The organism is Agrobacterium sp. 16-2014-1-2a, from assembly GCF_053522705.1.
Map to the genome: position 1 here is coordinate 123103 of NZ_JBNWBX010000004.1, position 12092 is coordinate 135194.

At 58.7% G+C, this 12092-nt stretch carries 11 protein-coding genes; 9 read left to right on the forward strand and 2 right to left on the reverse strand.

The genetic code is table 11. From position 1 onward, the window contains the following. The first annotated feature begins 45 nt into the window (after positions 1 to 45). Genes ACQZ45_RS14770 through ACQZ45_RS14790 form a run of 5 tightly spaced genes read left to right on the forward strand, consistent with a single transcriptional unit; the run spans position 46 to position 4529 of the window. Complete coding sequence (locus tag ACQZ45_RS14770; RefSeq protein ID WP_065688510.1) at positions 46 to 1086, forward strand: ABC transporter ATP-binding protein; 1041 nt, start codon at positions 46 to 48, stop codon at positions 1084 to 1086. Next, positions 1086 to 1940, forward strand: coding sequence for an ABC transporter permease (locus ACQZ45_RS14775; RefSeq protein ID WP_060642645.1), 855 nt, complete (start codon positions 1086 to 1088; stop codon positions 1938 to 1940). The genes ACQZ45_RS14770 and ACQZ45_RS14775 overlap by 1 nt, the downstream gene beginning before the upstream one ends. After that, positions 1940 to 2803 carry an ABC transporter permease gene (locus ACQZ45_RS14780; protein ID WP_065688511.1) on the forward strand — a complete coding sequence of 288 codons (864 nt, stop codon included), beginning with the start codon at positions 1940 to 1942 and terminating at the stop codon, positions 2801 to 2803. Before ACQZ45_RS14775 ends, ACQZ45_RS14780 begins: the two co-directional genes overlap by 1 nt. Before the next feature lie 47 nt (positions 2804 to 2850). Further along, complete coding sequence (locus ACQZ45_RS14785) at positions 2851 to 3747, forward strand: glycerophosphodiester phosphodiesterase family protein (protein ID WP_065703303.1); 897 nt, start codon at positions 2851 to 2853, stop codon at positions 3745 to 3747. Continuing rightward, a complete protein-coding gene (locus ACQZ45_RS14790; protein WP_025594993.1) occupies positions 3735 to 4529 on the forward strand; it encodes an inositol monophosphatase family protein in 795 nt (264 codons plus the stop codon). Before ACQZ45_RS14785 ends, ACQZ45_RS14790 begins: the two co-directional genes overlap by 13 nt. A gap of 91 nt (positions 4530 to 4620) precedes the next feature. Here the strand turns inward: ACQZ45_RS14790 and ACQZ45_RS14795 are convergent, their stop codons facing one another. After that, positions 4621 to 5754, reverse strand: a complete 1134-nt coding sequence (locus ACQZ45_RS14795; protein WP_448742315.1) for an ROK family transcriptional regulator — start codon at positions 5752 to 5754, stop codon at positions 4621 to 4623. Positions 5755 to 6048: 294 nt separating this feature from the next. Between ACQZ45_RS14795 and ACQZ45_RS14800 the strand changes: the two genes are divergently transcribed. The 4 genes from ACQZ45_RS14800 (at position 6049) to ACQZ45_RS14815 (ending at position 10981) form a co-directional block, all read left to right on the forward strand. Continuing rightward, positions 6049 to 7041: an ABC transporter substrate-binding protein gene (locus ACQZ45_RS14800; RefSeq protein ID WP_013762397.1), complete on the forward strand. Its 993-nt coding sequence runs from the start codon at positions 6049 to 6051 to the stop codon at positions 7039 to 7041. 116 nt (positions 7042 to 7157) lie between these two features. Further along, the gene (locus ACQZ45_RS14805) at positions 7158 to 8243 is read left to right on the forward strand and encodes an ABC transporter ATP-binding protein (protein WP_004431090.1); all 1086 of its coding nucleotides are present in this window, start codon (positions 7158 to 7160) and stop codon (positions 8241 to 8243) included. Next, a complete protein-coding gene (locus ACQZ45_RS14810; protein ID WP_035200257.1) occupies positions 8240 to 9925 on the forward strand; it encodes an ABC transporter permease in 1686 nt (561 codons plus the stop codon). Before ACQZ45_RS14805 ends, ACQZ45_RS14810 begins: the two co-directional genes overlap by 4 nt. Before the next feature lie 99 nt (positions 9926 to 10024). Beyond that, on the forward strand, positions 10025 to 10981 hold the full coding sequence (locus tag ACQZ45_RS14815; protein WP_065688513.1) for a hypothetical protein: 957 nt from the start codon (positions 10025 to 10027) through the stop codon (positions 10979 to 10981). A gap of 32 nt (positions 10982 to 11013) precedes the next feature. Here ACQZ45_RS14815 and ACQZ45_RS14820 read toward each other — a convergent pair whose 3' ends face one another. Continuing rightward, positions 11014 to 12081, reverse strand: coding sequence for a linear amide C-N hydrolase (locus tag ACQZ45_RS14820; protein ID WP_065688514.1), 1068 nt, complete (start codon positions 12079 to 12081; stop codon positions 11014 to 11016). Positions 12082 to 12092: the final 11 nt, after the last annotated feature.

Genomic DNA, 12092 nt, shown 5'->3' on the forward strand with positions numbered 1-12092 from the left:
CAAACGGTCCGGGAGCCTTGGTCGAAACCATGAGGGAGCCTCGCCATGAGTGAACTCGAGATCAGCAATATCAGCAAGGATTACGGTTTGAGCCGGGCGCTTCATCCCGTGTCGATCACTGTCGAGCGGGGCGAATTCGTCACCATTCTCGGCCCCTCGGGCTGCGGCAAGTCCACGCTTTTGCGCATCCTCACCGGCATCAGCCAGCCTTCGGGAGGCGAAATCCGGCTGGGCGGCAAGCGCATCGATCAGGCGCCGCCGGAAGCGCGCGACATCGCCATGGTTTTTCAGTCCTATGCGCTTTTCCCGCATATGTCGGTTGCCAAAAACCTTGGCTTCGGCCTGAAGATGAAGAAGGTCCCGAAGGACGAGCGCGCGCGCCGCATCGCCCATGCGCTTGAAATCTGTAATCTTGCCGGTCTGGTGGATCGCATGCCGCGGCAACTGTCCGGCGGGCAGCAGCAGCGCGTGGCGCTGGCGCGCGCCATTGTCATGCAGCCAAGCCTCTTGCTGTTCGACGAGCCGCTCTCGAACCTCGACGCCAAGCTCCGCGACACGCTGCGCCATGAACTGACTGAACTTCACCGCCGGATCGGCGCGACCAGCCTTTATGTGACGCATGATCAGGCCGAGGCCATGGCGATGTCGGACCGGATTGTGGTGATGAATGCCGGCCGCGTCGTCGAAGTGGGAACACCGCTCGAACTTTACCGTGCGCCCAAACACGCCTTTACCGCCGGCTTTCTGGGTCAGACCAACCTTTTGCCGGTTTTGGCTGAGGGTAGGCACGTGCAATTGCCCTGGGGGCAGTCCGTAACTCTGGATGCGACTGCTGCCGGCCCCGCACAGATTTCGGTTCGCCCGGAAAACATCCACATCAGCGCCGACGAGGCGGGTGCCGGCACGGTCTCTGCCGTTTCCTTCATGGGCGCCAATGCGCTCTATACGGTCGAAATCGGCGGCCACCAGATTAAGATCAGCCAGTCCGGTGCGGAAAATCTTATCGATGCGGGACGCAGGGTCGCCTTGCGTTTTCCCGGATCGGTGCATCTGCTCGATGACGGGCAGGCAGGGGAGGCGGCGTGATGCGCGGGGTGCTGCGCGACAGGCGCGCCCAGCTGCTGGTCCTGCTTGCGCCGGGGGTGGGTTATTTGCTGATCTTCTTCGGCGGTCCGCTGCTTTCGGCACTGATCGGCAGCTTCAGGCAGGACGATGGCAGCTTCACGCTGATGTTCTACGAGCGGATCTTCACACGTCCCTCGATGATCCGCGGCCTGACGACGTCCATCTATTACGGTGTCATGCCGGTGATGGTGTCGCTTGCGGCTTCGGTGCCGCTGGCGCTTCTGATCCGCAAGAGCTTTCTCGGCCGCAAGCTGTTCAGCGGCCTTTACAAGCTGCCGATGGCGGTGCCGGGCATCATCGTCGGCCTGATGGTGATCGTCGTTTTCGAAAGGGGCGGTTTTCTCGACCGGCTGGTCGCGCCGCTCGGGCTTGAATTGCCCAAACTCGTGCGTGACGACTGGGGCATTGGCGTCATTCTCGCCAGTGTCTGGAAGCAGATACCTTTCATGACGCTGATCATCACCAGTGCCTTTGCCGCCATTCCGGAGGACATCCGTTACGCGTCGCGCACGCTTGGGGCTTCGCGGCTGAAGACCTTTCTGTTCGTCGAAGTTCCGCTTGCCATGCCCGGCATCACCGCCGCCATCCTTCTTACTTTCATCGGCTCCATGGGCTCCTACGCCATTCCCGATATTGTCGGTCCGCCCACTGCCCGGCCGCTTTCGGTTCTCATGGTCACGGAGTTCAATCAGGGGCGATTCAATCAGGTCTATGCCATGGGCATGGTGCTGAGCCTCTTCGCGGTCTCCGTCCTGCTTCTGTATTACTCCCTGACATCCCGCATCGGCCCCGGCCAAACCCGAGGAGACGCATAATGAGCGCCATTGCCCTCGATCCCGTCACCATGACACGCCGCCGCACCTTCACGCCGGACGACCGGATTTTCGTCTCCATCGGGCTCTTTACCGCGCTGGCGCTCGCTATCGCCGTGCCTCTGGTGCTGATGTTCCTGTGGAGCATTGCCGATGGATGGACGCCGCCTCTGGTGGTGCCGACGGATTACACCACCACGCGCTGGGCGAGCATTCTTGGCGATGCAAGCCTCATCCAGGCCGCCGTCAACAGCATCCTCATCGCCATCGTCGTGACTTTCTCGACGGCCGCTATTGCCCTGCCGACCGCGTGGGCCATGGCCCGTTTTCCCTTCCGGCTGAAACGGCTGGTGGAGATCTTCATTCTGGCTCCCATCATCATTCCGGGGCTGGTCGTCGCTGTCGGCATCGGCCAGGTGTTTCTTCTTTTCGGTCTCGCTTATTCGGTGACCGGGGTCATCCTTGTGCAGATCGTCGGCACGCTGCCGCTGATGATACGGCTGATGACGGCGACGCTCGAAACCATTCCCGACGACCTGATCCATGCCGCCCGTTCGCTCGGCGCGGGAACGGCCGGCATCGTCATCCACATCATCCTGCCGCTTGCGGTGCCCGGCCTTCTGGCCGGTGGCCTGATGTCTTTCATCGGCAGCTTCGAGGAATTCGACAAGTCCTTCATCGTCGGCGCGCCTGTCGTGCAGACGCTGCCGATCAAGCTCTACATGTATCTCGACCCCTATTCGATGCAGATCCCGCTCGCCTCCATCGTCTCCTTCATCCTGCTTCTTCCCGCACTCGTCGTTTTCATCATCGCCGGCCGCATTCTGCGTGACGACCTGATGGCGGCGGGCATGGGGAAAATCTGATCCGGGCAACCCAACTCCGGTAAACGCAACATCCGAAAGTGAAAAAAATGCCTCAAACCCTTGCAGCCCAACGAAAAGTCTCCAATCCGTGTAATGTTCTCGCCCTCTGCTCGCGCGACAATCCCGCGATCCTCACCATCGCCCATCGTGGGTTCTGGACCGCGACCGCTGAAAATTCGCTGGCTTCGGTTCGCGCAGCGGTCGCTGCCGGTGTGGAGATGATCGAGATCGACACGCAGGCGACAGCCGATGGCCGGCTGGTCGTCATTCACGACGAGACGCTCGACCGCACGACGACGGGGCGGGGGACAGTGAGCGAACTGGCCTTTGATGTCGTCCGTTCCGCACGGCTCAAGGCAGGTGCTGGCGGCGATGCAGCCGATGTGACGGAGGAATGCGTACCGACGCTGGAAGAATTGCTGGAAGAGGCGCGTGGCAAAATCACCGTCAATATCGATACCAAGTTCACCCGTGACCTGCCTCAGGTCATGGAAACCGTACTGCGCCTCGGTGTCGCGGATCAGGTTCTGGTGAAAACCGATATCGATCCTGAAGCCGCGCATTTCGATGTGCTGGATACCGACTGGTTCGGCAAAATCCCGCATATGCCGATGTTTCCGGTGAGAAAGGGCAAGTTTGCCGAGGATCTGCGCCGCATCGAAGCGTTGCGCGCGCCGATGATAGAGGTAAAATTTACCGATATCGCTGATCTGGTCGAAGGCCGCGCCGAAATGGAGCGTCAGAATATCCGCCTCTGGATTAACACGCTCGACGTTTCCCATTGCCTCGATCTCAACGACACGCGCGCACTTTCCGATGCAGAAGGTGTGTGGGGCGCACTGGCGCAGGTCGGCGTCGGTGCAATCCAGACGGATGAAGTCGAGGCCTTCACGGGCTGGCTGAAGGCTGATGCAGGCGAGACGGGCAGGTCATGGACACGATGAACCAGCGCCTCGAGCGTGCAGCCGGCATCATAGAGGAGGCGATGGGGCTTGCCCTTCGCTTTTTCGAAGCGCGCGGCAGCATCGCCACCCGCACCAAGGGTTTTCAGGACTTCGTCTCGGAAGCGGATACCGCGGTTGAAAGGCTGGTGCGCGACCGGCTGGCGGCGGCATTTCCGGGTGAAACCGTTCTCGGCGAGGAGATGGGCGGGATCGCAGATGACGCCTATTGGATCATCGATCCCATCGACGGCACCGCAAACTTCCTTCGCGGCTCACCACTCTGGGGCATCTCGCTGGGCTTCGTGCGCAACGGCTGCCCGGAAATCGGGGTCGTCGCCATGCCAGTCTTCCAGGAGATCTATTCGGCTGCCGAAGGAACAGGGTTGCTGCTGAACGGCAAGCCGCTTGCGCGCGATGTTCCATTTAAGGAAGTGCAGGTGATGTCGCTCGGTGACAGCGCGTCTGCCGATGCCGCGGAGGTGGCGGCGCTCAATGTCGGTTTGAGGCATGCCGGCTGGGTGGTGGAATCCATCCGTTCGACCTCGATTTCACTGGTTTTTGCGGCGCGCGGCATCTTCGATGGCCATCTGCAAAAACTGACGACCATGTGGGACATCGCCGGTGGCGTTGTTCTGGCAAAAGAGGCGGGTCTTGACGTGCGGATTGGAACGCGCGGCGAAACCGGCATTCCCTGGGTTGCCGCCGCAACGCCTGAATTGATGGCCGTGACGGAGACGCTCTGGCCGGAGATCGCGGAATTGGTCCCGGCCGAACTTGCCTGAAATTCCCATAAAAACCGGTACCGGGTGAGAGATTCAGACACCCGGCGCCTTCCACCGGCAACTGGACCGAAAAGCCTCTGACGACTGGCGGTTAAGCCCAACCCTTCAACGCCCGGCCGGAATAATAGCTGGGCGTTGTGGCGCGGTAGATCGGTATGCTGGCGGCACCGAGATGGGGTAGGTCGCTCATCATCGATTTGCGTATTTCAGGTGGCTCGACGAAAAAGTCTTCGCCGAGCATTTCCAGCGAGCCGATGCGCTGCACGATATGTTCAAGAACCCAGTCAGGTAGCGATCCGCCAAAAATGATGGCGCCGGGATCCATCGTTCTGGCAACCGTCAGCGCCAGCAGACGAAGCTGGTCGGTCGCCCTTTCCAGCCAGGCAACCACGGCGGGGTGGTCGCAATAGCTTTCATCAATATCCTTCAAACGCCGGATGCCCACTCCGTGGGCGGCCAGCGTGTCGCAAAGGTCCTGTCCAGAGGGACGTGGATGGGATTTGGGAAACAGGCCGCCAAACTCGCCGGCATTGCCGTTCGTGCCGCGATAGAGATGGCGCTGAACCACAACGGCGCCGCCTATGCCGTATGTCAGCCAGATCATCGCAAAATTGCGGATGCTTCGACCCGCTCCGTAATATAGCTCCGAGAGGATGACGGTATTGCCGTCATTTTCGTGAAAGACCGGGAAATCGAAATAGGGCTGGAAGTCCTTGTCCACGTCGATGTCGCGCCAGCTCTCGAATTGCTTGATGCGAAAGACATGGCCTCGATCACGTTTGAAGTGGCCTGGAAAGCTGATACCGCAGCCAAGCACATCCTTCTTTTTGATCTTTGCCTTTTCAACCACCTGTCGGGCGGCCGTCTCGGCCATCTCCATGATATGCTCGAAACTGTGCCCCTCAAGCTCGGACCTGATTTCCTGCCTGATCGTGCCGTTGAGATCGGCCAGGCAGATACGCAGATCGTCCGGGTTGAAATAGACCCCGAGCGTGAAAAGTCCGTTCGGATTGATCTCGATGGCAGTGGATGGCTTCCCCCGTTTGCCGTCGCTGCGCGCTTCCTCGGCTTCCAGGATCAGGCCGGATTCCAGAAGATTGGCCGTCAGGCGGGTGAGGGTCGGTGCGGAAACATCCATCTCGCGCGCCAGTTCGATGCGCGACATGCCTCCCTTGCCGCGCAGGATTTCGAGCAGACGCCGTTCATTGTAGCCGAGGTCGATCAACCAGGTCTCCCACGAGAAGTTAAGTCGGATGATTAGCGCAATTTCAGCGGCTGTGCACCTTGTTTTCCGGAACGTCCTGACTTTTCAGGTTCGAAGATTAAGCGCGGCTGTCTTCAAATGTTGAGTTTTTTCAGACGGATATTCAATTTTTGTATTCAAGATAAATTGCAGCTTGACTAATTAATTTACGTAAAGAAAATAAATAACAGACGGCGGGTAGCGACACGCAAAATCAATAAGAAATTATGTCGTACTGCCTTGCCAGTCAGGGAACAAAAAAACGGAGCACCCTTTATGCGTCAATCATGCACTATTTTCGCGCGCCTTGTTGCTGGCGCAACTTTCCTTGCCAGTGCGGCTTTCGCCCATGCGGAAGGTACCGTCGTGGTCTATTCGGCAGCGCCCCAGCAGCTCATGGATGAGTTGCTGCCCATGTTTGAAAAGAAGACCGGCACCAAGGTCGAGCTTGTCAAAGCCGGTTCCGGTGAGCTGATGAACCGCATCAAGGCGGAAAGCGGCAAGGCGGCTGGCGACGTGATCTGGAGCGTTGATGGCACCGTCATCGACTTTTCCGCCGACCTCTTCGAACCTTACAAGCCTGTCGAGGCAGCATCGATCAACCCTGCCTTTTCGCCGAGCACCAACTGGGTTCCTTTTACCGCAGTCGTTACGGCCTTCATCGTCAACAAGGAAGCGCTGAAAGGTGCGCCGGTTCCGACATCCTGGGCCGATCTTGCCAAGCCTGAATACAAGGGTCTGATTTCCTCGGCCCGTGCCGATCAGTCCGGCTCCGCCTATATCCAGATGGCGACGGTTTTGCAGGATTTCGATAGTGAAGAGAAGGGCTGGGAGGTCTATACCGGCATTCTCGGCAACTCCGTTCTTTCCACCTCTTCAGGCGCTGTTCCGCGTTTCGTCAATGATGGCGAGCAGGCGGTTGGTATTACGCTCGAAGACGCCGCCCTGCGCTACAAGCTTGGCAGCGCCCCGGTAGAGATCGTCTATCCGAAAGAAGGCACGGCAATCGCGCCTGACGGCATGGCGCTCGTCAAGGGTGCGCCGAACGCCGAAAACGGCAAGGCCTTCATCGATTTCATCGTCTCCAAGGAAGCGCAGGAAGTCGTGGTGAAAGCCGGTCGTCGCTCGGTCAGAACCGATGTTCCTGCCAATTCGGCGCTCGTTCCGCTGTCCGATGTTCCGGATGCGAAATACGACTTCAAGTGGGCTGCGGACAACCGCTCGCGTCTGATGGAAAAGTGGAACGAGATCCTGCTCGACGTCCAGTAAGAACATTGCCGGGGGCGGCGCGTCAGGCAGCCGTCCCCTGCTTACCTCTTTCACAACAGCATTTCGTTCCGTCCACCGTGGTCGCGTGCCGCGCAGGATATGTCATGGAGCAGCACATGGCCGCCGTAGAAATTACCAGCATCAAGAAAAGTTACCGGGATGTCGTTGCCCTCTCCGACATCAACATCTCCATTCCCTCCGGATCGTTTTTTACGCTTCTTGGACCCAGCGGTTGTGGCAAGACGACCCTTTTGCGCACGATTGCCGGTTTTCACCAGCAGGATAGCGGCAGCATCAGCATCGAAAGACAGGCGATCGAACATGTGCCCGCCCACAAGCGCGATGTCGGCATGGTCTTTCAGGATTATGCGGTGTTTCCGCATATTTCGGTGTTTGACAACATTGCCTTCGGTCTGAAACAGCGCAAGGCGTCTTCAGCCGAGATCCGCGAACGGGTCGGCAAGATTCTCGATGTCGTGCAGCTCGCTCCCTATGCCAAGCGTATGCCTCACGAACTCTCCGGCGGCCAGCAGCAGCGTGTGGGTCTTGCACGCGCACTCGTCATCAACCCGAAAGTGCTGTTGATGGACGAGCCGCTGTCCAACCTCGACGCCAAACTTCGCGTGGACCTGCGCCGGGAACTGCGTGAAATCCAGCAGGCCATGAACATCACCACGGTCTATGTCACGCATGATCAGGAAGAGGCGCTTGCCATGTCCGATCTGGTTTGCGTCATGTATGGCGGCGTCATTCAGCAGGCTGCACCACCCTGGGAAGTCTACAACAATCCCGCCAACCGCTTCGTCGCGTCGTTCGTGGGCGCAAACAACTTCCTGACGCTTGACCGTGCAGGCGGGCAGACATCCATTTCCGGCCACAAGGTCGCATTGCCGCAGGCGGATGCGATTTCCCCGCAACGGAAGATCGTCGCCGCCATCCGCCCGGAGGCGATTTCTGTCGGTCCTGCCGCGATCGATGGTGACGAGCGCATCGAACTGCCCGTGACCATAAGACTGGTCAGCTTTACAGGGCGTGAGATGAACGTTGCAGCCGTTCTCTCGTCGGGCGAGGAAATCGAGGCGATCACCAAGCCATCGCCTGAGATCATTGCACTGCAGCCCAACCAGAAGACCACTTTCTCCTGGCGCGCGGCCGATGCGAAGCTGTTCGGCGAGGGCGTAACCGGGGAGCGCCTGTCATGACGGATATGACTGCGACTGCAACTCCCGGCGGTTTCCGCCTGCGACTGCCAGGTTTTTGGACAAGCGTGACGGTGTTTGCCGTCATCCTGCTGGCGATCTTCCTGATCCTGCCGATTTTCAGCGTCTTCTTCATCAGTTTCTTCGATGCCAAAACCGGGGCCTTCGGTCTCAGCAACTATGCGGAAGTGTTCACGCGACGTTTTTACACCGTCGCACTCTGGAATACGCTTCTGATCGGCGTGCTGGGCATGCTGGGCGCCTGCCTTCTCGGTATTCCGCTTGCCTTTTGCACGTCCCGTTATCGCATCAAGGGGCGCACTTTCATTGCCACCTTCGCGGTTCTGGTTCTGTGCGCACCGCCGTTCATTGGTGCTTACGCCTGGATCATGCTGTTCGGTGCCAATGGTGCTGTCACCAATCTCTTGTCCTTCGCCGGCATTTCATTGCCGACGATCTACGGGATCCCGGGCATCGTGATGGTCTTCAGCCTGAAGTTCTTTCCCTACATCTTCCTGATGACGGAGAACGCGCTGAACACCATCAACAAGTCCTATGAGGACGCGGCGGAAAATCTCGGCTGCACGGCGTTCGAACGTTTCCGCAAGATCACCTTGCCGCTGGTCTTTCCGGCAGTCAGCACCGGCGCGATCATCTGCTTCGTGCTGTCCATCGCCGACTTCGGAACGCCGGCAATCCTCGGCAAGGGCATCAGAACGCTTTCGACAATCGCCTATGCGCAATACACCTCCGAAATGGCCGGTACGCCGACCATGGCGGTGACGATTTCCATGGTGATGATTGCAATTTCGATGGCGGCACTTCTGTTGCAGCGGCACATTCTTGCCAAGCGCCGCTACGCCAGTTCACTGACCAACAGGCCGGTAAAGCAGTCCATGCGCCCGTTGAAGTCGTTCATCGTGCACGGCTTCTGCTATCTGGTCGTCTTCATCGCCATGCTGCCGTCGCTCACGGTCATCTACACCTCGTTCCTCGCAACCAGCGGTCCCGTCTTCACCGGCGGCTTCGGGTTGGACAGCTATGCCCGTATCCTTCGTGATTCACCGCAGGCGATTGCCAACAGTTTCACGTTTGCACTGGCTGCCGTGGTACTGATTGCGATCGTTTCCGGCCTGCTGTCCTTCATCGTGGTGCGACGCGACAATGCTGTCTCCGGCTCGCTCGATCTCCTGCTGATGGTGCCTTACCTCATTCCCGGCGTTGTCATGGCGATCGGCTACGTCACGACGTTCCGCTATCCGCCGTTTGACATCACGGGGACGGCGCTCATCATCATCGTCCTGGTGTTCATCCGCCGGCTGCCCTACGGCGTCCGCTCCACGACATCGATCCTCAGGCAGATCAAGCCGTCCATCGAGGAGGCTGCGGTCAATCTCGGGGCTTCGCCGGCAAAGACCTTCGTGTCGGTGACGGTGCCGCTGATGCTGCCCGGTCTCATCATCGGTTCGCTGATGAGCTTCATAACGGCTATCAACGAGCTGTCCTCGACGCTGATCCTCTACACGGCACGAACGATCACCATGCCGGTTCTCATCTATGTTCAGGTGATTGACGGCGAGTTTGGCACGGCTGCGGCGCTTTCAACCGTCCTTCTGGTCAGCACCGGACTTTGCGTCTTCATCGTGTTCCGCCTCTCGGAAGACAAAGAAGCCTCTTTCGTCTGAAACCATACCAGCCCTCACCAAAAGCCTGCAGGAGCGGCGACATACGTGTCGCCGCCAGCCTCCCTCTGCCCAGCCTCCCTTTGCAAGGAATACACGACGATGAATATCGCGAGCTTTTCGCAATCGAAATATAAGAACGCCGCAACGCCCGGGGACGATGTGGCACTGATCATACCGGGACGGGTTCTGGCCGTTTTTGACGGTGCGACCGACCCGACCGGTGCAAGTTACGGCGGCTTGAGCTCGGGCCGTATCGCAGCACTTGCTGCCGCAAATGCCGTGGCGAAAATGGGCCTCGATGGCACACTGGAAACAATTGCCGCGCCCAAGCTCTTTCAGAACATCAGCGATATCTTGAAGCAGGAGGCCGAGCGCATCAATGCCAGCCATCCACCGTCGACAACCCTGGCAATTGTTGCCGACCTGGGAGACAGTTTCCGCCTGCTTCTGGCTGGCGATTCCGGTGTGCGTATCAACGGCTCCCGGTTGCTGCAGCATGCCAAGCTTATAGACAAGGTAAGTACATCGGCGCGCATCCTTGTCTTCAAGCAGCTTTTTGCCTTTATGGGGGATGGTGATGCAGCCGAGGCACGCACGCGTGCGACCATCTTTTCCGGCCTGCGTTCCGCTGTCGAAAACGGCATCATGACTGCGCAGGAGGCGGAGAATGTTGTCATTGCCGCAGCCCGCATGAGCGGTCTTGAGAGCGATATCGAAGCGGTCGAGGAATTCCTGATGGGAGGAATTCGCGTCCAGCCGCAATTCGCAAACAGGCAGGGACACGTACTGGGATACGCCTCGGTCAATGGCGGAACGGTCATAGAAGAGGGGACGGTCGATCTTAGCATCGCCAAGGACACGCTTGTAAGCCTTGAAATCTTTTCCGACGGTTATCTGTCTCTGCCGACTGGAACCGATGTCGCTGACTGGGAAGCGGAATTTGCCCGCGTCGAGACGGCCGATTTTCACAAACTAGCCGACTATCCTTCGGTAAAAGGCTCGACAAGCACCGAATTCAGCGATGACAGGACGGTCGTCTGCCTGAATGGCTGGTAAGGGCAGGGTGCGGTGCCGTCGCCGCGGCACTCTTAAAGTCCGAGGAATTTGAAAGGCTTGCTGTCCTTCAGCCTGTCGTTCGCCATGCCGGAGTAGATGTGGATCTGATTTGGCCCCAGGTCGAGTTTCTTCACGGAGCCTGTTTCTTTCGAGACGTCGAGCTTAGTCATGTCTATCCAGAAGATGTTCGGCGTCAAAGCGGATTCGAAGAAATAGAGCTTTCGCTTGTGGTCGATCACCGTGCGCCAGCGCGTTGAAGAAATGTTCGGCTGGTCGGGGGTGGTTATGCCATAGGGCACCGAGACGTTGCGGATGACGCTGAACACGCTGGCGATTGCCTCGACCGGGTCTTCGCTTTTGGGGATTGCATTGGCGTAAAATGCTGCGCGGGCAAATCGGTCCGATGCCCGGTTCGTGCCGGGAAGCATCACCGTGCCCCCGATCTGCGTCCAGTATTCGTTGAGGGCCAGCTGTTTGTCGAAAGTCGGTGAATTGGTCATCACCTGGTATTTGCGGCTGTGGTGAATGACCTGTTTGCCATCGATATATTCAACGATTGCGCTGTCACCGCTGGCATCCGACAGCGATAGATGCAGCGTTGCGAGACGTTCTTCCCCCGGCACACTGTCCGTCACCACCGTGAAGGGGTTCTTTTCGAGTGCGCTGACGGCCTCGCCGACCGTGGCGAAATTGTCGAGTACATATTGCGCCCATGCCGCAATGGAAAGTCCCGGAGACTTGCCATCATAGGCCGGGTAACTCGACTCGACCAGCCAGAGCACGTTGGCGGCAAGGCCAGCTTCGTTCATGCCATCCGTGGTGGATATATCGTAGCCCGAGGCAATGACGCTTCCGTATTTCGAGGTCCATTTGACCGAGTTCGGCCCGGCCTCGCCAGATCGCTCCATTCCGCGCGGAAAGACCCAGATGTTCGTGCCAACATCTGTTTTCCAGTCCATGGAGCGGGCAGTCATGACCTGGTCGTTTTCACCCAGATAGACGAACCGTGTGCAGGCTTCAGCCACCGATGTCGCAAGCGTGGCAATGGAAAAAACGGTGGCGGTGCAGGCAGACAAAAAAGGAATGGTCTTCGGTCGCATGGTGCATCCTC